General features: G+C 41.5%; 16 protein-coding genes and 1 tRNA gene. 11 read left to right on the top strand and 6 right to left on the bottom strand.

The genetic code is table 11. The features are described 5' to 3' along the window. Nucleotide 1: 1 nt before the first annotated feature. The 9 genes from ACXM0J_RS02990 (at nt 2) to ACXM0J_RS02950 (ending at nt 10,345) form a co-directional block, all read left to right on the top strand. Complete coding sequence (locus tag ACXM0J_RS02990; protein ID WP_479750213.1) at nt 2–1,303, top strand: pyocin knob domain-containing protein; 1,302 nt, start codon at nt 2–4, stop codon at nt 1,301–1,303. After that, nucleotides 1,290–2,099: a phage minor tail protein L gene (locus ACXM0J_RS02985; protein ID WP_017724744.1), complete on the top strand. Its 810-nt coding sequence runs from the start codon at nt 1,290–1,292 to the stop codon at nt 2,097–2,099. Before ACXM0J_RS02990 ends, ACXM0J_RS02985 begins: the two co-directional genes overlap by 14 nt. Before the next feature lie 6 nt (nt 2,100–2,105). Further along, nucleotides 2,106–2,861: a C40 family peptidase gene (locus tag ACXM0J_RS02980; protein ID WP_031979436.1), complete on the top strand. Its 756-nt coding sequence runs from the start codon at nt 2,106–2,108 to the stop codon at nt 2,859–2,861. After that, on the top strand, nt 2,845–3,510 hold the full coding sequence (locus ACXM0J_RS02975) for a tail assembly protein (RefSeq protein WP_000920728.1): 666 nt from the start codon (nt 2,845–2,847) through the stop codon (nt 3,508–3,510). The genes ACXM0J_RS02980 and ACXM0J_RS02975 overlap by 17 nt, the downstream gene beginning before the upstream one ends. Nucleotides 3,511–3,566: 56 nt before the next feature. After that, entirely contained in the window at nt 3,567–8,864 is a 5,298-nt protein-coding gene (gpJ, locus tag ACXM0J_RS02970) for a TipJ family phage tail tip protein (protein ID WP_479750211.1), read from the top strand. Between the two features lie 49 nt (nt 8,865–8,913). After that, nucleotides 8,914–9,270, top strand: coding sequence for a hypothetical protein (locus ACXM0J_RS02965; RefSeq protein WP_000138204.1), 357 nt, complete (start codon nt 8,914–8,916; stop codon nt 9,268–9,270). Then, nucleotides 9,267–9,485, top strand: coding sequence for a hypothetical protein (locus ACXM0J_RS02960; RefSeq protein WP_001083663.1), 219 nt, complete (start codon nt 9,267–9,269; stop codon nt 9,483–9,485). Before ACXM0J_RS02965 ends, ACXM0J_RS02960 begins: the two co-directional genes overlap by 4 nt. Next, nucleotides 9,475–10,029: a lysozyme gene (locus ACXM0J_RS02955; RefSeq protein ID WP_479750210.1), complete on the top strand. Its 555-nt coding sequence runs from the start codon at nt 9,475–9,477 to the stop codon at nt 10,027–10,029. Before ACXM0J_RS02960 ends, ACXM0J_RS02955 begins: the two co-directional genes overlap by 11 nt. A gap of 124 nt (nt 10,030–10,153) precedes the next feature. Then, the gene (locus ACXM0J_RS02950) at nt 10,154–10,345 is read left to right on the top strand and encodes a hypothetical protein (protein WP_479750209.1); all 192 of its coding nucleotides are present in this window, start codon (nt 10,154–10,156) and stop codon (nt 10,343–10,345) included. An 81-nt stretch (nt 10,346–10,426) separates the two neighbouring features. On the opposite strand, the gene ACXM0J_RS02945 is transcribed toward ACXM0J_RS02950, so the two are convergent. The 3 genes from ACXM0J_RS02945 to ACXM0J_RS02935 all read right to left on the bottom strand — a co-directional run bounded on the left by ACXM0J_RS02945 (nt 10,427) and on the right by ACXM0J_RS02935 (nt 12,063). Continuing rightward, nucleotides 10,427–10,503: transfer RNA gene (locus ACXM0J_RS02945), tRNA-Arg, on the bottom strand. A 102-nt stretch (nt 10,504–10,605) separates the two neighbouring features. Beyond that, complete coding sequence (locus ACXM0J_RS02940; protein WP_262470022.1) at nt 10,606–11,235, bottom strand: hypothetical protein; 630 nt, start codon at nt 11,233–11,235, stop codon at nt 10,606–10,608. A 141-nt stretch (nt 11,236–11,376) separates the two neighbouring features. Continuing rightward, nucleotides 11,377–12,063: a putative quorum-sensing-regulated virulence factor gene (locus ACXM0J_RS02935; RefSeq protein WP_069123715.1), complete on the bottom strand. Its 687-nt coding sequence runs from the start codon at nt 12,061–12,063 to the stop codon at nt 11,377–11,379. Between the two features lie 248 nt (nt 12,064–12,311). Here ACXM0J_RS02935 and ACXM0J_RS02930 point away from each other — a divergent pair, with 248 nt between their 5' ends. Beyond that, nucleotides 12,312–13,541 (top strand): alpha/beta hydrolase, encoded by a 1,230-nt coding sequence (locus ACXM0J_RS02930; protein WP_086265831.1) that lies wholly within the window; start codon nt 12,312–12,314, stop codon nt 13,539–13,541. Between the two features lie 23 nt (nt 13,542–13,564). Here ACXM0J_RS02930 and ACXM0J_RS02925 read toward each other — a convergent pair whose 3' ends face one another. Beyond that, a complete protein-coding gene (locus ACXM0J_RS02925; RefSeq protein WP_086265832.1) occupies nt 13,565–13,726 on the bottom strand; it encodes a hypothetical protein in 162 nt (53 codons plus the stop codon). A gap of 60 nt (nt 13,727–13,786) precedes the next feature. Here ACXM0J_RS02925 and glyA point away from each other — a divergent pair, with 60 nt between their 5' ends. After that, the gene (gene glyA / locus ACXM0J_RS02920) at nt 13,787–15,040 is read left to right on the top strand and encodes a serine hydroxymethyltransferase (RefSeq protein ID WP_014207236.1); all 1,254 of its coding nucleotides are present in this window, start codon (nt 13,787–13,789) and stop codon (nt 15,038–15,040) included. Between the two features lie 47 nt (nt 15,041–15,087). Here glyA and ACXM0J_RS02915 read toward each other — a convergent pair whose 3' ends face one another. Both ACXM0J_RS02915 and adeG read right to left on the bottom strand, forming a co-directional pair. After that, complete coding sequence (locus ACXM0J_RS02915; RefSeq protein WP_086265833.1) at nt 15,088–16,548, bottom strand: efflux transporter outer membrane subunit; 1,461 nt, start codon at nt 16,546–16,548, stop codon at nt 15,088–15,090. Between the two features lie 12 nt (nt 16,549–16,560). Further along, nucleotides 16,561–19,740, bottom strand: coding sequence for a multidrug efflux RND transporter permease subunit AdeG (gene adeG, locus ACXM0J_RS02910; RefSeq protein ID WP_032062826.1), 3,180 nt, complete (start codon nt 19,738–19,740; stop codon nt 16,561–16,563). Nucleotides 19,741–19,744 lie beyond the last annotated feature (4 nt).

Below are 19,744 nucleotides of genomic sequence, written 5' to 3'. Positions count from 1 at the left end.
AATGACTAAGCAAGTTATTAATGTTGGTTCAGCTGCAAATGACGGATCAGGAACACCAGCTCGAACAGCTTTCCAGTATGTGAATGCCAACTTTTCTGAGCTATATGATTTCCTAACCGGAACCACTAATGCAACCACACTCCCCACAGCTCTACCAATTGCAAAAGGGGGGACAGGCGCAACTTCGGCAGCGGCTGCACGAACTGCATTAGGATTAGGTGATGCTGCAACAATGACAAAAACCACCAGTAATACAGATGCAACTTTAGGGCGATCTTTAGCTGTTGGAAATTTTGGTATCGGGCGTGGAATTCGAGTTACAGACACAGATGCATCTGGAGATTTAAATAAGGTTATTACTCCTGGTTTTTATGGTAATGATACATTTGCGTCTGGAACATTGGCTTTAAATTTCCCAGTTGCAGGTCAAGTGGGGACATTGATTGTCACTGATGTCAGTGGGGCAAATAACTATAGAGCACAAATTTATATTCCGTTAACTGGTGGTTCAGTAAGCGGAAACTTTTACTTTCGATCCACTTCAGATTTAGGTGCGACTTGGAGTACGTGGACACGTTTAATTAGTAGCAATTCATTAGACTATCAACGATTACTTAACAATGGTTTTGCAGCAAATAAAAGTTTAGGTTCAGCAGCATTATCTAGCTTTGATAATGGTGGTTCATATATTGGGTTACAAAGTACTGGAGCTGGTGCTACCTCAGCTGGTGATTATCCTACGGCACAGGCCCAGTATATTCTTGGGCTGAATGCGGGTAGTGCTAATGAACATGCTGCTAATTTAAGTATTGCAACTTCAGCAACATATATCGGCTTTAGACGTAAATCATATCAAGGCTCTTATACACCGTGGTACGCATTGCGCGGAGAGCATAACACCACAGTCGATGCAAACGGATTTATCAAATCCGCTTCACCCGTTGCTAAACTCTTTGCTGATTCAATTGAGTTAAACGATGACGCACAAAAACAGCCGATTACTTTAGAAAAATTAGGTGTTGGTGATTATCTGATTAAAGGCTCATTAGGTTTTGCTCAAGAAGGTTGGTATATCGAAATGCCAAAGGATGCAAACGGTAACGTGTTGGTTGCTGTAGCTTATAAGCAACTTGAAAATAATGACATCTCAATTAAGACATACAAGAAGAAGTTTGATATTGAAACTGCTTCGATTGTTCCTGATCTTGAAAATCCTGTAGATATCCCTGAAGGGCGTAATATTGACATCCGTTTCCATGAAGAAGTTGTATTAGAGGAGATACTACCAGATGACACTGAATAGTGATTTCCAGAAACTTTATGTAGACGGCCTTATAACATTGTATGAATTAGATGCCAGCAGCTTAGGTGCTGGCATTTTACGTTTCCATGGGCATATTTCTTATGAAGATTGGGAAAAGATTTATGTCTCAGCGGATTTGACGAGCTGGAAAGCTGACACAGCAACAATCAAGGCCGATAAAGTTTTTAATATTGGCGATCAGAAAGTATGGATGCGAAATATTATTTGGCAAGGTCAAGTATTTGAGCCAATGGCGCTTGAGGTCTCTGGCCTTGAAATGCGTTCGGATGGTAAAGCTTCTGCACCGACTTTAAGTATGGCCAACAATATTAATGGAATTCAAAATGCTGTATCTGCCTATTGTTTGCAATTTAAAGACTTCGCGGGAGCCAAGCTTAAAGTCATTACCACGCTTGCTAAATATCTGGATGCCGAAAACTTCACGGCAGGTAATCCTACTGCTTCAAATGAGTTCAAGGAGCAGCTTTGGTATATCGAGCAAAAAACATCCGAAAATGCCCAGCAAGTGACCTTTGAGCTTTCAAATCCAATTGATTTTGAAGGGTTGAAAATTCCTGTACGTCAAATTACTTCACTTTGTCATTGGTGCATGATGGGAAATTACCGTGGTGAGGAATGTGGATATACCGGAGCGGCAATGTTCACCGATAAAGATGAGCCTACCAATGATCCAGCTTTAGATCGATGTAGTGGGAGTTTGCGTTCATGCCGCTTACGATTTGGTGAAAACAAGCCATTACCTTTTGGCGGGTTCCCTGCATCAAGTTTATTGTGAGGTTTTATGAAACTTACAGCAAAAACCAAAAAAGCAATCATGGCCCATGCCGATGAATGCTATCCGCATGAATGCTGCGGGGTAATTGTTGGAAAAGAATATATCCGCTGCCGCAATGTTTCCGCTCAATCTGATCAGTTCGAAATCCATCCTGAAGATTTAGCTATGGCTGAAGATCAAGGCGAAATCTTAGCTTACGTGCATTCCCATCCAGATGGAACAACAAGAGCATCGGAACTCGATCTGATTCAGATTGAACTACATAAAAAGCCATGGGTAATTTGTTCATATCCGGATCTGGATTTTCAAATATATGAGCCTTGCGGTTATCGCGCCCCTTTAGTGGGGCGTAATTATTTTCATGGCTGGCAAGATTGCTATGCGCTTGTACGTGATTTTTATAGTCGTGAATTAGGTATAGAGCTTATGGATTTTAAGCGGGATGATGCATGGTGGGAAGATAAAGACCATCCATCACTTTACCTTGAAAATTACGAAAAAGCAGGTTTCTTTGAAGTAGATAAACCAAAATATGGCGATATGCTTGTTTGTCGTGTTGGACGTACTGAACATCCAAATCATGCGGTTGTCTGGCTCGGAGATAACGGAAAATTGAAATCAGAAGAAAGTGAAAACTGCATTGGTTCAGCGTTAATTCTTCATCATCCATATAACCGCAAATCTGTTCGGGAAATATATGGTCAACAATGGCTTGAACGTACTGTAAAAATCTTGAGGCATAGAGATGTTAAAAACAATTAAGTTGTACGGCATCTTGGGGCAAAAATTCGGTCGTGAATTTAAGCTCGATGTCGCAAATACACGTGAAGCCATGCGTGCATTATCTGTTCAGATCGCTGGCTTTGAACACTTTATGTTGCATGCACATGAGCAGGGCCTACGCTTTGCCGTATTTTTAAAATCAAAGAACTCAAGTAATAAGCGAGGCAAGAAACGCCCAGCAATTTACGATCATGAAACTAAGCGTCTAATCACTGGTGACAATATCGGTGAAGAACAGCTTGATATGAATACTGAAGCTGAGGTTATTCATATTGTTCCACGTGTAGTTGGTGCAGGCGGTAATGGAATATTACAGACTGTTTTAGGTGCTGTGATGGTCGTGGTGGGAGTCTTAGTAACTGTAGGCACATTAGGCGGTGGAGCACCACTCGGTGCTGCATTGATTGGTTCAGGTATTGGAATGATGCTTGGTGGTGTGGCTATGATGCTTATGCCGAAGGTTGATACTACTCAAGACCAAAACCAAGATGGAAACAGAGCGAATAAAGGCTTTGGCGGTGCAGTTACCACAGTTGCACAAGGTAATCCTGTTCCAATTCTTTATGGTCAACGGGAAATCGGCGGCTTCATTGTGAGCGCAGGTCAATATCCTGAAGATCAGATGTAATTTTTAATTATTTAACAGGCGCTTTCTAGCGCCTTTTTTATTGCGTGAGATTTCTTATGAATGCAGTAGTAGGCGCAAAAAAAGGCAGTAAAAAACAACGGCAACCTGTCATTTCACCAGATTCTGCTCAATCGAAAACCTTTATCAAGGTTCTATATGGTTTAGCTGAAGGCGAGATTGAAGGTTTAGCTAATGGGCTTCAGTCAATTTATTTAGAAGAAACTCCACTTCAGAATGCAGATGGAAGCCTTAACTTTGAAAATGTAAAAGTTGATTTTAGAAATGGTACTAATGATCAGGAATACATTGAGGGTTTTCCTGCTGTTGAAAATGAGACAGCAATAGATGTTGAGTTGAAATCAGGCACGCCTTGGGTAAAAGCATTTAATAATCTAGATCTGGATGCCGTCCGTGTACGTTTCAAATGGGGTCCTTTGCGTACTCAAGACGCAACAAATGGGGATGTGAGCGGATTAACAATTGAGTATGCGATTGATTTGCAGACTGATGGCAATAGTTGGAGTGAAGTATTAAGAGCTAAAATTTCAGATAAGACTTCGGCAAATTATGAGCGTGCTCACCGTATTGACCTGCCAAAGGCTGATAGTGGCTGGTTATTGCGAGTTCGACGTATTACCCCTAACTCATCTTCTGAATATATCAGCGACAAGATGTATGTATCTGCGGTAACAGAGGTAATTGATGCAAAATTACGTTATCCAAATACTGCTTTACTTGGTCTTCAATATGATGCCGAGACTTTTGGAAACGTAGCAAAAGTTGCTATGGATACAAAGGGTAGGCTCCTAAAAGTTCCTACTAATTACAATCCAGCAACACGGCAATATGTTGGAATGTGGGACGGCACTTTCAAAGAGGCTTATTCCAATAACCCGGCATGGATCTATTACGATATATGCACCGTAGACCGTTATGCTTTGGGTGACCGATTAACCCCGCTAATGGTTGATAAGTGGTCCTTATATCGTTTAGCACAATACTGTGACGAAATGGTACCAGACGGTCTAGGCGGCCAAGAACCACGCTTTACTTGTAATGTTTATCTTCAGAGTGCCGAAGGTGCCTTTGAAATTTTAACGAAATTAGTTGGTGTATTCCGTGCTATCACATTTTGGGATGGTAATAGCATTATTTGTGATGCGGATATTCCCCAAGATACGTATTTCACTTATACGCGTGCCAATGTCATTGATGGCAATTTTGAATACTCAGGAACCCGTGCGCGTGATCGCCATAATGTTGTAAAAATTGCGTGGGATAACCCAGCTAATCACTACAAAACCGAATATGAGTTTGTTCGTGATGAGAAAGCAATTGCTGAAGCGGGCCAAGTTCGTATTTTGGAAATTGATGCTTGGGGATGCACTTCGCGCGGACAAGCGCAGAGAGCAGGTCACTGGGCTTTAAAGTCAGAGCAACTTGAAACACGCACAGTGTCTTTCAAAGTTGGTCTAGATGGACACATTCCTTTGCCGGGGAAAGTAATTGAAGTTGCTGATCCTCTATTTGCAGGTCGTGCAAATGGTGGTCGTGTATCTGCTATTTCGGCAGATCGTAAAAGTATTACTTTGGACCGAGATAATGTGGTTGCAAAAGCTGGCGACCGACTCGTAATTAATGGTGAAAATGGCAAAGCCCAAACACGTATTGTTCAGTCAATAGCAGGTAGAGTTATTACAGTAACCACGGCTTTTGATGTGAATTCGATTGCTGTGCAAAACATTTGGGTTTTAGATGCTCAAGACTTGGCAACAATGAAGTTTCGGGTTATCTCTATTACTCAAGATGATAAACATCAATTTAGCATTACTGCTCTTCAATACAATCCTTCAAAGTTTGATGCAATCGACACTGGAGCACATTTTGAAGAAGCACCTATTTCAATTGTTAATCCTACTGTTCAGGATGCGGTTACAAACGTCACCATTACAAGTGAAAGCCGAGTAGATCAAGGTATTAATGTTGCCACAATGATTGTGTCATGGGCGCAGGCGCGTGGAGCAGTTAAGTATCTGGTTGAGTGGCGTAAAGATGACGGTAGCTGGATTAAACTTCCACTGACAGGTAATAACTCGGTAGAAGTACCCGGTATTTATGCGGGCCAATATCAGGCGCGTGTAACAGCAATTTCAGCATTTGAAATTTCATCTTTACCGTCATACTCAGTATTGACTGCTTTGACTGGTAAGCAAGGGTTGCCACCAAAATTAGCTTTTATCCGTGCAGTTGGCACAATGTTCGGAATGAAAGTGGAATGGGGATTTCCTGCAACTGGCGCATTAGATACTGCATATACGGAAATTGAATATTCTACGACTTCCAATGGTGCCAATATTCAGCCTCTGGGTTCTTATGCTTATCCAACGACTTCACTACAGCAGCAGGGTTTGGCTGCTAATGTGACACTCTGGTATCGGGGGCGGTTGGTTGACCGGATCGGTAATAAAGGGGATTGGTCTAGTTGGGTTAGTGGCACTTCAACTGCACAGGCGAATGATATTCTTGATGCGCTTGATGGCTTAATTTCTGCAACGCAGTTAGATCAGGACTTAAGAGATACGATCAATAAGATTGATACGATTGAAGGTCTTGATGGAGATATCGGAAATTTAATTGACAAAGTTACTGCTCTTGAGGGTGAAATTGATTCTGCGAATGCAGCAATCGATGCTGAAACCCAGCAAAGAGTAAGTGAAGTTAAGCAAGTTTCTGATGCCGTTGCGAAAGAAACCAATGACCGCATTGCTGCAGTTAAAGGTGTTAGTGATGGTTTAACTCAAGAAATTCAGGCTAGAACTGATGGTGACCAGCAGATTCTTAATGCTGTCACTACCTATAAAGAAAGCACCGACACATCAATTGCAGCTGTTCAAGAATCGGTTGATATTGTTGCAGATGATTTACATGCTACAGCAACAAAACTGGACGGTGTTTACGCACAGGTAACACCTTTAACTGCTGACCAAAACAGTTGGACAGCGGATAGTGGTAGCAACCAAGCAGGGGCGTGGACAATTCAGTCTGCTTATGCTGATGGCGATTTAGCTTTAAGTAAGCGCATTGATACTGTTTCAGCTTCAGTTGGTGAAAACACTGCATTAATTCAACAGGAAGCTACAGCAAGAGCGAATGGTGATGCTGCTACGGTACAAGCTTTAAATGTTTATAAAGCGAGTAACGATGCAGCTTTATCAGCAGTGAGTCAACGAGTTGATATTAATACCGCAGACAATGAGGCAACTGCTTTAAAGGTTGATGCGATTGATGTCAGGGTTAAAACAACAGAGGAGAAAACAGGGCAGGCTCTCGAAAATAGTGCCACAGCGGTAAGTAAATCTGAAGCAGCAGTTTCGGAAGCTGGGTCTGCTGTTACTGTAGCAAATCAGGCAAAAGCAACAGCTGGCACTGCAAGTAGTGATGCTGCAACTGCAAAAACCAATGCTGCAACTGCTATCAGTAAAGCGCAAGCTGCTGCTGATGCTTCTAGTGCTGCAATTGAGCGTGTTGAGTCTGTAGAGGCTGAGCTTAGTGACAAGGCCTCAACAGGTTATGTGGATAGTGTGAAAGCTACCGTTGATGAGCAGGGTGATTTGATCAATGCAAATACTGAGCGATTAAGCGGAGTCTATGCAAAAGTTACCCCACTAACCGCAGATAGTACTTCACTAACTGCGGACAGCTCATCAACAGAGGCTGGCTCATGGTCATTACAGTCAGCAGCAGCTGAAGGTGACTTGGCTCTAAGTAAGCGGATTGATATTACTCAGGCTCAGATAGATGAAAATAAGGCAACTATTGCTTCTGAATCTACTGCGCGTGTAAATGCTGATAGCGCACTTGGGCAACGTATTGATACTGTTCAAACTCAGTTTGAAAGTAACAAAGCAACAGTTCAGAGCCAGATCAAAACGCTTACAGATAGTCAGTCTTCACAAGCTACTCGAATTGATACTGTTCAAGCTTCTGCTTCATCTGCGAATGTAGCGGCGGGTAATGCACAAGCTACAGCCAACAGTGCACAACAGGCTGCACAAGCAGCCGCGACGGCAGCGGGTAATAAAGGGGAGGTAATTTTTGGATCAACAGTACCCGCAGCCGATAAACGCCTTGCACAAAATCTCTGGATTGATACAACAGGTGGCGCGAATACACCTAAGCGTTGGAATGGTTCAGCGTGGGTAACAGTAACTGATAAGGCAGCAACGGATGCGGCAGCGGCAGCTAATGCAGCTCAAAAAACTGCAAACGATGCCCTAGATAAAGCAAACACAGCAAACACCAATTTGGCAACAGTTCAACAAAAAGTGAATGCTGTGGCTGATGCTCAGAATGCGACAGCAGAGAAAGTTGATACTATTCAAACAACTGTTGACGGACATACAGCATCGATTCAGGAAGTGTCAAAAAGTGTAGATGGTGTCTATGCAGAGCAATTCATGAAGTTTGATGTGAATGGCCATGTCTCAGGACATGGTTCAATGAACGATGGTACAACATCAACATTCATCTTTAACTATGATGCAATTCAGTTTGGTACGCCTGTCGGTGTTGATGGTGTAGAACCTAAACCATTAATGACCCTGCAAAACACGCCTGTGACTTTGCCTAATGGCACAGTTATTCCGCGTGGCTTATATGTTGATAATGCTAGTTTTGGGTATATCAATGCGAATCGAATTTGGGCAGAAAACTTAAGTGTTATTAGCGCTGATCTAGGTTCAATTAAAGTTAAAACTGCGAATATTGAAGATGGCGCAATTGATACTCTAAAGATCAAGGATGAGGCTGTAACTGTACCGATAGGAGTTAAAGCAATTGATATCAAAACTATCAATAGTTTTTCAGGAGGATCAACTGGTGGGTTGCCTAATAATGATTTTAACAACCACCTATCAGCGTGGGAAAACCATATAGGCACACTTTTACAAGTTACTCTGAATAGAAGTGGTGGAAAAGTTAGACTTGATGCCTCAGTAAATATTTGCACCCCAACCTTCGGGGCATTTAGTGTAAGTGATGGACGAGGTAATTCAATTGCAGCTAACGATAGGGCAATGGCTTCCTTTTATATTTCAATATATAAAAATGGGTCTTTAATTGGCAGGGGCTCTCTGGGCGCGAATATTGAGACTGGTAATATTAACGTTAATTTTAATGGTACAGCGGTTATCGTTTCAGCTATTGATGATAACAGTACTATTGGCAATGTTACCTACACACTTAAAGCAGGATTTGCTCGACAGGAGGGCGTTAATATTCCATTAAATGTGGAATCAAGAAGCAACTTTATGATTACTTCGAGAACGTTAAGTGTTATTGAAATGAAAAAGTAACAGCACCCAACCGGGTGCTTTTTTATTGCCTAAACGAAAGGGGGAAGGCATGACTGAAAATGAATCATACGGGTTGAGATTTGAAAAGAAAATTGACTCAATTCAGAGTGATATTCGCATGTTGTCAGATCATGTTACTCGACTGACTTTTATTAATGAAGCACACAAAGAGACTAGCGAACAGAACAAAAAGGATATCGATACATTGGATATCAAAGTCGCCAATTTAGAAAACCGCACAGCAGCGCAAGATGGTGGAATTTCTGTATTGCGTGTACTGCTTGGCATCTTTGCAGGAATCGTATTTTCGCTGTGCGCTTGGGTTGGATCTTCAATTATTCAATTAAGCCAAGATCAATCTTTAATTAAAGAGAAGGTTTCACGGTTAGAGGAAGCAGGACGATGAATAGTGAAAACACAAGAGCTTATCTAGCTTTCGCATTAGTGGGACTGATGTTTGTTTTAGTGATTGCTTTATTTTTTGTGGATATGCCGCGAGAAAACAGCAATCTGATTAATACGGCATTGGGTTTTATTGCTGGGGCTATGACAACTGCATGTGGCTTTTATTTTGGTAGCTCTGAGTTAGAGAAAAAGAAAGGTGAATCCAATGACAACTAAACCATTCTTTGATGCTGCTCGTGTGATTGCAGGTGGCAAGCTTACACAAGCACAAGTAGATGATCTAAATAAGGTGGTCGATAAACTTGCGCCTTCTGGCATGACTACAAGTGATGTTGGTGTAAATCTAATTTCAGGATTTGAAGACACACGATTCAAAGCTTATGACGATGGTGTAGGTATCTGGACTATTGGCACTGGCACTACAATTTATCCTAATGGCGTGAAGGTAAAAAAAGGTGATACTTGTACACCTGAGCAAGCTAAAGCCTACTTTAAACACGACTTGGCCAAATTTGAAAAGGCTGTAAATGAATCTGTGACAGTGCCACTAACTCAAAATCAGTTTGATGCATTGGTGTCGCTGACATACAACATCGGCTCAGGTGCTTTTAATAATTCAACATTATTGAAGAAGCTTAATAAAAGTGACTATCAAGGCGCTGCTGATCAGTTCCTTGTATGGAACAAAGCAGGTGGCAAAGTTATGAAAGGTCTAGTTCGTCGACGAGAAGCAGAACGAGCACTCTTTTTAAAGAAGTAACTTATATGTGCAAACGTACCAAAGTTGCATCGATCATCACATTGCTGTGCTTAATCTTCTCAGGTTGCACAGCTCACACTATAAATAGTAATGTGAATGTCTCGATTTGTGTGAGAGCGCTTTAATGTCTAGTCAGCTAATTAAGATTCATGATTTTGCCAATACTCGGACAGAGGATCTTTTAGCAGATCTAGACAAAAATGGTGAAGTCACCAAAATTTACGACCTTAACGGCAATGAACTGAAAATTAACTTCTTGCGTAAAGAAGTCTACTATAGAAAAACTTGGTGGAAGTTTCAGAAGAAGCAAAATTAGGCCAAAAACCTGTGGATAAAAAGCGCATTACGCCAAATCTACGCCAAAATATAGTTAAGTAATTGATTTTATAAAATGAATTGGTGCGCCCGGCGGGGATCGAACCCACGACCCCAGGCTTCGGAAACCTGTACTCTATCCAACTGAGCTACGAGCGCACATGTGTGGGCCACATCATAGGAAAAAAACACCAATAGGTAAAGCACGAAATAGGTAACAAGTGAGTTTAATGCTTAATTAAACAGCAGCTTGTTGCTTTTTTAGATGCGTTGTTGAATAAGTTGAATTGAATAATTAATAGAATGAAGCGTATATGCTAGTTCATGAGGCGGAATACGCGACTCCTGTAAGCTGGTAATCCATTGCATTTGGCACATTTTAAGCTCTTGAAGCGTTTTTATTTGTTCTATTTTTTGAATAAGCGGTTTTGCCATAAGCCCACAATATTGACTCAAGCTTTGCTTCATCAAATATTGTATTTCTTCAAAAGAGAGTGTTTGAACTGGAACTGGTGGCTGGGTAATTTCAGTATGTGAAAGTTGAAAAGATGATGATTGAGTAACCTGAATTTCACTAACTGTATCATCACTTTTATTATCATCTATAGTGCTTTTTTGATGAGCTTCTATTGTAGTTACAGGTGATTGTGGGAAAGATATTTGTTCATTTAATTCTGAAGAATTTTCGCTAGAAGAAGCAATAAGTTTTAAGTCGATGAGCTGTTGAATAAGCTCTGGAGATGCAATACGTTTTTTAAATTCACTATTTAAATTTTGAAAATCTTCGTGATCTATTAATAGTAGTAAACGTCTTTGTTTTGCATTTAAACTAATGTTACGTTGTTGAAGCGCGACTCTTCCCAAATTGGTTCGATAAAAACCAGCCATCATTTTTCCCCAAATAAAAAAATCAGACTGTTCAATTTTCTCAGTTGAACAGTACTGTTTTTAATAAAATATAAATGGGGTTAACCATAAAACTCAAAAATGACAATATGATGAAGAATTGATGAATATCATCTATTTAAGACTTTAAAATGCGCCTTCTAATGCTTTACGTAAATACACATCCAGTTCATCTTGGCGTAATAACCATTGAATATAGTCTTTAGGAAGTTCAGCAATTGCTGTGCCTTTATGCTTACCAAAATTAATAGTCGTAGGGATGCGTGCTTCTTCAGAAACTCGGTAAAGCTCTTCAATGTCCTGAATATTTAAATGATAGACAATATGCATCAAAATATTAGCGGTCAAAATAATATCCGCATCGGCTCGGTGCGCGCCTTTGAGCAATTCTCGAGCTTTACTGCTGCCTTGAGAAATCATATAGATGAGTGCTGAAATATTATGTGCTTCTGCTTCAGGCCAAGTTTTGCGTGCTAAAGCTAGTGTACAAATCGGTTTGATATGAGAAACATCTACACCACAACGAGCAATCGCAGCAATATCGTAATCAATATTGTGACCAATAATATAAGTTGTAGTTTCTGGCAATTTAAAGTTTCTATAGTGGGGTTGGTTTTCTAAATCTGATTCTAATATATGGTGTACTGCCATAGCCGCGAAAGAGATAGGTGCACCAACCTGATAAAGTTGATCAAACAATTTGCTCTTATCTAAAGTCAGCTTACCCTCGTTAATTTCAATTGGGGCATACGCAATTTCAATAGGCAAACCATTTAGCGTATGTGTTTCTGTATCTAAAATAATGGTTTGCATAACTGGCCCTTTAAACAATCACGAGTAATCAAGAATGTTAACAGTTGGCTACCCACTTTAAAACATGAAGTGAGGCCTAAGAGTAGCGAGAACGTTAATTTATATTAAAAATAAAGTTTTCAGAGATTAATTTCATCCAATAGAACTTGCGGAAAATAAAGATTAGGCGTAAATATTTTTAAGACATTAGGAAATGTTGATTAAAAACTAAAGCAAAACAAAAATGGAATTTAAGGGAAAATATACTAATGAAAATGAAACTATTAATGACGAGCGTTCTTAGCACGAGTTTATTTTTAGTCGCTTGTGGAGGGGGGGGGAGTGACGATGGCTTAGCTCCTACTAATCCATCTGGGACACCAATCAATAATATTCAAAATCCAGTTGTTAAAGTTGAGGCTTATACAAGCACCAACTTAGGATCAGTTGCCGCAGAAAGTAGTATTTTGACTTATAAAATGTTGGGTCAAAGTGGCCAGGAAGTGCAGGCAACAAGTTTGGTATTTACACCAAATACTCCACCACCAATAGGGGGGTGGCCAATTGTGGTTTGGGCACATGGCACTACGGGTGTGGCAGATACTTGCGCACCAAGTAAAGCAGCTTTAGCAGATAGTACAAAAGATTTGATTAGTAAATTACTAGCTGCAGGTTATGTTGTGGTCGCACCTGACTATGAGGGTTTAGGTACACCAGGCATACATCCTTTTTTAAATGTTAAAAGTGAGGCTTTTTCAATTACAGATGCGGTGGTTGCAACACGTAACTATTTATCACAACGTAATTTATTAACCTCAAAAAAATGGTTAACAGTAGGACATTCGCAAGGGGGGCATGCTGCATTAGGTGCTGCACAATATGCGAGCCGTGCACAACTAGACTATAAAGGTACAGTAGCGGTAGCACCTGCTTCTAATTTAGGCTTTATTCTAGTGGCGGGAGAGCAAACTGTTGCTAATGCAACTCTAGATAAAAAAATATCAATGTATGCTCAACTTGATACTTATACAGCTTTAGTTAGTGCGGGTATCCGCAACACACAACCCACTTTTGATTATCCACAAGTCTTTACTTCGCAAATTTCTGGTATTGCAGCGCAAGCAGAAACAATTTGTTCCGGACCATTGGGCCAAGCTTTTGGCGCAGGTATGACTAAGTATGCTACAGATCACAATGGAACACTGGATGGGTATACACGTACACAACCTAACTTTATGGCTGTGCCATTGGTAAAAACATTCTTAGATAAAGATTCTCAACCTCTACAGGCAAAAGTCACTACACCGATTATTATTTATCAGGGGGTAGCTGATACAACTGTTCCGAAAGTAGCTACCGATATTTTGATATCTAATGCCACTGTCGTAGGCACTAAAATTAATAGTTATGTGACGGGTAACTGGGACCATGGCACGGTGATGAGCAGTAACGTAGATAATATTGTTGGAAATGTTCAAACTTTACTGTCAGCTCAATAGAGTTGTTGATATTTAAAGAATTTTTAATGTTTTTCTAAGCTAAAATGAACGATGCAAAAATTTAAAATATAAGCTTTAAACGTGCTTTTTATTTGATTTATAAACAATGGCTCATTTTTTATAAAACTTGAGCCATTTTTATTTAAAACTGAGCTAACTTCATTCTGTTTAATTATAAAGTTCATGCTACAATATGCCGCAATCTTAGCACGGCTTAAAAGCCCTAATTTATAGGACCCCCGCTAATGTTTGCCAATATTTCCATTTCTGAATTTGATCCAGAATTAGCTCAAGCAATTGCTTCTGAAGGTGAGCGTCAAGAAGCACATATCGAGTTAATTGCATCTGAAAACTATTGCTCTCCTGCTGTGATGGAAGCGCAAGGATCAAAACTTACGAACAAATATGCAGAAGGTTATCCAGGCAAACGCTATTATGGCGGTTGCGAGTATGTGGATATCATCGAGCAAATGGCGATTGATCGTGCTAAAGAACTTTTTGGTGCAGATTACGCAAACGTTCAACCACACGCTGGTTCACAAGCTAACTCTGCTGTTTATTTAGCGCTTCTTAACCCAGGCGATACTGTTTTAGGTATGAGCTTGGCTCACGGTGGTCACTTGACTCACGGTGCTAAAGTAAGCTTCTCTGGTAAAACTTATAATGCAGTTCAATACGGCCTAAACGCTGAAACTGGCGAGATCGATTACGAAGAAGTTGAACGTTTAGCATTAGAGCACAAGCCACGTATGATCGTTGCTGGTTTCTCTGCTTATAGCCGTGTTGTAGATTGGCAACGTTTCCGTGACATCGCGGACAAAGTTGGCGCTTACCTTTTTGTTGATATGGCTCACGTTGCAGGTCTTGTTGCTGCTGGTGTATATCCAAACCCAGTTCAAATTGCTGACGTAACTACAACTACGACTCACAAAACGCTTCGTGGTCCACGTTCTGGTTTAATCCTTGCGAAAGCGAATGAAGAAATTGAGAAAAAACTTCAATCAGCTGTATTCCCTGGTAACCAAGGTGGTCCATTAATGCATGCGATTGCTGCTAAAGCAATCTGCTTCAAAGAAGCTATGTCTGATGACTTCAAAGCTTACCAACAACAAGTTGTGAAAAATGCTCAAGCTATGGCTGAAGTATTCATCGCTCGTGGTTATGATGTTGTTTCTGGTGGTACAGACAACCACTTGTTCTTGTTATCTTTAATCAAACAAGACGTAACTGGTAAAGATGCAGATGCTTGGTTAGGTGCTGCTCACATTACTGTGAACAAAAACTCAGTTCCAAATGATCCACGTTCTCCATTTGTGACTTCTGGTATCCGTATCGGTACTCCAGCAGTAACAACTCGTGGTTTTGGTGAAGCGGAAGTTCGTGAACTTGCTGGTTGGATCGCTGACGTGATTGATAGCAAAGGTGACGAAAAAGTTATTGCTGAAGTAAAAGCGAAAGTTGAAGCACTTTGTGCAAAATTCCCTGTATACGCACAATAAGTTGTAAATATAAAAAAAGCGCCATATGGCGCTTTTTTTATATCACGTTAATTAGTTGAAACAGCCTGCCATCCACCCCCTAATGCGCGGATTAAATCTACACTAGCCATCATTCTACTGCCGTTTAGCTGTGCAGAAAGTTGCTCTTGTTGCAAAATAGTCCGATCTGAGTCAATCACATCAAGATAGCTAATCGCACCTTCTCGATAACGTAAATGAGACAATTGATTTGCATGACGAGAAGAAGAGAGTGCTTGGCTTTGAGCCTGAATTTGCTGATCAAGAATTCTTTGATCTGATAAACCATTTTCAACTTCGCGAAATGCATTCAATACAGTTTGGCGATAGTTTGCAACGCTTTCTTCATAGGCAGCTCGTGCTTGAGCAACTCCAGCCTTACGTTGCCCGCCGTCAAATAATGGCAAAGACAAAATAGTACCTGCCACAGGACCAAGCAAGAATGTACGGCTCGACCATTTACCCAACTCACCTAAACTTGATGATTCATAACCGAGGGCACCAGTTAGGTCCAGTTTTGGGAAGAAAGCAGCACGCGCAATTCCAATACGCGCATTATCTGCTGCCATAGCACGCTCGGCAGCCGCAATGTCAGGTCGTCTTTCAAGTAAAGCCGAAGGTAAACCTGCTGGAAGACGAATGCTGTTTGCAGTTAAAGGTTGAACTGCCAAGCTAAACTCAGCTGGTGTTTTGCCTAACAATACCGCAAGTGCATGCTCTGCATTGGCTCTGTTGCGAGCAATATTTAATGCGCTCGTTTGTGCTGTAGCAAGTTCGGTCTGTGCGCGAGAAACATCTAATTCACTGACTAAACCATTTCTAAAACGTGTTTGAACTAAGTCGCGTGTCTCGCCAAGTAACTTAATAGTACGATTATAAATTGCTTGTTCAGCATCAAGCTGACGAATGAGAAAGTAGCCTTGGGCAACATCTGCTTGTAAAGCTAAAAGCGCCGATTGATATAGAGCTTCTTGTTGCTGTACATCAGCTGTTGCTGCATTGACACTACTGGCAATACGGCCAAATAAATCGAGCTCATATGAAACATTGGCTTGAGCACGCCATAAGGTCTGTGCAGACGTATGAGCATTGTCATCTAGACCCAATGAAGCGGGAGAAGGTTTTTGCCGAGTTGGACCAAAGCCAGCACTAATACTTGGCAAGCGTTCAGCTTGTGCTGCTGAACGTAATGCGCGGGAAGCTTGAATATTAGCAGATGCCGCTTTTAGACTTTGGTTCCCAGAAATAGCTTGTTGTTCTAGCTCATTTAATTGAGCATCATTAAAAACACGCCACCATTCACCTCGAACTTGCTGATCGGCAGGTTGGGCGATTTTCCAGTTATTATCCTCGAGTTTAGGGTCAGACTCTTTAAATTTGACGGGAACTATGACCTTTGCAGGTTGATATTCCGGAGCCAAAGAGCAGCCTGCAAGCAGCAGGCTTCCCATGAATGAGGACAATAATAAGCTTTGTTTTGCTGTAGCCATCAAATGTCCTCCTTAATGATCATGTGGGGTAGATAAAGGTGCTTCATGAACTGCTGCCGAATGTAATTTATGTTTGCTGTTTAGTGTACGAATCAGGACATAAAAGGCAGGGGTCAGGAACAAACCAAACAGCGTTACACCGATCATGCCGAAGAACACTGCAATGCCCATGGCATGACGCATTTCAGACCCTGCACCAGTTGAGGTAACAAGTGGGACTACACCCATAATGAATGCAATAGAAGTCATTAAAATTGGGCGTAAACGTAGACGACTTGCTTCAACAGCAGCTTTGAATGCAGTCGCACCTTGCATTTCGAGTTCCCGCGCAAACTCGACAATTAAGATGGCATTTTTGCAGGCCAGTCCGACCAGTACCATCAAACCGATTTGGGTAAAGATGTTGTTATCTCCGCCTGTCAGCCAGACACCTGTCAGAGCTGCCAAGATTCCCATTGGTACAATTAAAATTACAGCTAAAGGCAAAGTTAGACTTTCATATTGAGCGGCTAAAACTAAGAACACCAGTAAGACACTAATTGGGAATACCCAGAGTCCTGCATTACCAGCCAAGATTTTTTGGTAAGTTAAATCTGTCCATTCAAACTTGATACCACGTGGTAGAGTTTGAGCAGCAATACGTTCAACCGCAGCTTCTGCTTGGCTAGATGAATAACCTGGTGCAGGGCCACCGTTAATATCGGCTGATGTGTAACCGTTATAACGCACCACCATTTCTGGGCCATAAGTTTGAGTTACATTCACCAAAGAAGATAACGGCACCATTTGTCCGGCACTGTTACGGGTTTTAAGCTGCAAAATATCTTCAGGGTTAGCACGGAAAGGAGCATCGGCTTGTGCACGAACCTGATAAACACGTCCAAAGCGGTTAAAGTCGTTAACGTACTGAGAGCCTAAATAAATCTGCATGGTGTTGAAAACATCTGTCACGGCAACACCTTGCTGTTTGGCTTTTACACGGTCCAGATCTACATTTAGTTGAGGTACGTTAATTTGATAACTTGAGAACATTGGACCAAGTTCAGGGGCTGATTGTGCTGCTTTCATAAAGTTTTGTGCAGCATCATTCAAGGCTGAATAGCCTAAGGCACCTCGGTCTTCAAGTTGTAGTTTAAAGCCGCCCATGGTCCCTAAACCCATCACTGGTGGTGGTGGGAAAACTGCAATATATGCATCTTGAATAGCTGAATATTTCTGGTTAAGAGCACCAGCAATTGCATTTGCAGATAAGTCTTTAGCCTTACGTTCGTCGAATGGCTTTAAAGTCACAAAGACAATACCTGCGCTAGAGCTATTAGTGAAACCATTAATTGAGAGGCCAGGGAAGGCAACAGCACTTTCTACACCAGGCTGTTTAAGTGCTGTGTCACTCATTTTACGAATAACCGCTTCAGTACGATCTAATGAAGCGCCATTTGGTAGTTGAGCAAAGCTAATCAAGTATTGCTTGTCTTGAGCGGGCACGAAGCCACCTGGAACAATATAAGAAATCCCAACGGTTAAGCCTAACAGTGCTGCATAGACACCCATTGCCGATGCTTTATGAGAGATAACACGACTTACGCCTTTACCATAGTTGTCTGACGCACGTGTAAATACACGGTTAAACAGCGCAAAGAAACGTCCAAATAGACGGTTCATAATGCGTGTTAATGCATCAGGTTTAGCATCATGTCCTTTTAGTAACATGGCTGCCAAAGCAGGAGATAGGGTAAGGGAGTTAAATGCCGAAATGACCGTTGAAATGGCAATGGTCATGGCAAATTGTTTATAAAATTGTCCCGTTAAGCCTGTCATAAAGGCAAGAGGTACGAACACGGCAACGAGCGTTAAGGCAATGGCAATAATCGGTCCGCTTACTTCTCGCATGGCGCGATAAGTTGCATCTCTTGGGCTTAAGCCTGCTTCAATATTCCTCTCGACATTTTCGACGACCACAATGGCATCATCGACCACAATGCCGATGGCAAGTACCATCCCGAATAGTGATAGCGCATTGATTGAGTAACCAAAAGCGAGCATGAGTGCGAATGTACCAATAATTGAAACCGGTACAGCAAGCAATGGAATGATTGAGGCACGCCATGTTTGCAAGAATAAAATAACAACCACAACAACCAGTGCAATTGCTTCAAGTAAGGTATGAACGACCGCTTTAATACTTGCACGTACGAATTGAGTCGGGTCATAAACAATGTCGTATTTAATTGAAGATGGGAAATCTTTTGAAAGCTCCTTCATCGTGCTACGCACTTGATCGGAAACTTGTAAAGCATTAGCACCCGGAGCTTGGAAAATTGGAATCGCGACTGCTTGTTTATTATCAAGTAATGAACGTAAGCCATATTGTGAAGCTGCGAGTTCAACACGAGCAACATCACCCAATCGGGTAACCGCGCCGTCGGGTGCAGTTTTTAAAATGATATCTGCAAATTCTTGCTCAGTCGTTAAGCGGCCTTGAGCATTGACTGAAAGCTGTAAAGGTGAATTACTTGGTGATGCACCGATTGTACCCGCTGCAACCTGAATGTTTTGTTCACGGATTGCATTCACAATTTCGGTCGCGGTGAGGTTACGCTGCGCTACTTTTTGCGGGTCGAGCCATACACGCATCGCGTAGTCACCAGAACCAAATAATCCGACTTCACCTACACCTTGTAAGCGAGCCAAACGGTCTTTTACGTTCAATACTGCATAGTTACGTAAGTAGGTCATGTCATAGCGACTATCTGGTGAGGTCAGATGCACTACCATGGTTAAAGTCGGTGAGCTTTTTAAAGTGGTGACACCTAAGCGCTGTACATCTTCAGGTAAACGGGGCATGGCCTGAGACACACGGTTTTGAACCAGTTGTTGCGCTTTGTCTGGGTCGATACCGAGCTTAAAGTTCACCGTAATGGTTAAATTACCGTCGCTGTTTGCTTGAGATTGCATATACAGCATGTCTTCGACGCCGTTGATTGATTCTTCAAGCGGAGAGGCAACGGTTTCAGCAATCACTTTAGGGTTTGCACCCGGATATTGAGCACGTACCACCACAGATGGCGGAACAACTTCAGGATATTCAGAAATCGGTAATTGGAATACCGAAAGCAGACCAGCGAGTAAAATCAGTACTGATAAAACACCAGCAAAGATCGGCCGATCAATAAAAAATTTAGAAATATTCATATGT

It is taken from the genome of Acinetobacter sp. GRABPA_MV_2, from assembly GCF_056725885.1.
The sequence above is the reverse complement of the archived record's forward strand: the minus strand, read 5'-3'. Positions and strand labels throughout refer to the sequence as shown.

Coding starts and splice junctions, on each gene's coding strand:
- ACXM0J_RS02990 (WP_479750213.1), top strand. CDS start 2: ATGACTAAGCAAGTTATTAATGTTGGTTCAGCTGCAAATGACGGATCA.
- ACXM0J_RS02985 (WP_017724744.1), top strand. CDS start 1,290: ATGACACTGAATAGTGATTTCCAGAAACTTTATGTAGACGGCCTTATA.
- ACXM0J_RS02980 (WP_031979436.1), top strand. CDS start 2,106: ATGAAACTTACAGCAAAAACCAAAAAAGCAATCATGGCCCATGCCGAT.
- ACXM0J_RS02975 (WP_000920728.1), top strand. CDS start 2,845: ATGTTAAAAACAATTAAGTTGTACGGCATCTTGGGGCAAAAATTCGGT.
- gpJ (WP_479750211.1), top strand. CDS start 3,567: ATGAATGCAGTAGTAGGCGCAAAAAAAGGCAGTAAAAAACAACGGCAA.
- ACXM0J_RS02965 (WP_000138204.1), top strand. CDS start 8,914: ATGACTGAAAATGAATCATACGGGTTGAGATTTGAAAAGAAAATTGAC.
- ACXM0J_RS02960 (WP_001083663.1), top strand. CDS start 9,267: ATGAATAGTGAAAACACAAGAGCTTATCTAGCTTTCGCATTAGTGGGA.
- ACXM0J_RS02955 (WP_479750210.1), top strand. CDS start 9,475: ATGACAACTAAACCATTCTTTGATGCTGCTCGTGTGATTGCAGGTGGC.
- ACXM0J_RS02950 (WP_479750209.1), top strand. CDS start 10,154: ATGTCTAGTCAGCTAATTAAGATTCATGATTTTGCCAATACTCGGACA.
- ACXM0J_RS02940 (WP_262470022.1), bottom strand. CDS start 11,235: ATGATGGCTGGTTTTTATCGAACCAATTTGGGAAGAGTCGCGCTTCAA.
- ACXM0J_RS02935 (WP_069123715.1), bottom strand. CDS start 12,063: ATGCAAACCATTATTTTAGATACAGAAACACATACGCTAAATGGTTTG.
- ACXM0J_RS02930 (WP_086265831.1), top strand. CDS start 12,312: ATGAAAATGAAACTATTAATGACGAGCGTTCTTAGCACGAGTTTATTT.
- ACXM0J_RS02925 (WP_086265832.1), bottom strand. CDS start 13,726: ATGAACTTTATAATTAAACAGAATGAAGTTAGCTCAGTTTTAAATAAA.
- glyA (WP_014207236.1), top strand. CDS start 13,787: ATGTTTGCCAATATTTCCATTTCTGAATTTGATCCAGAATTAGCTCAA.
- ACXM0J_RS02915 (WP_086265833.1), bottom strand. CDS start 16,548: ATGGCTACAGCAAAACAAAGCTTATTATTGTCCTCATTCATGGGAAGC.
- adeG (WP_032062826.1), bottom strand. CDS start 19,740: ATGAATATTTCTAAATTTTTTATTGATCGGCCGATCTTTGCTGGTGTT.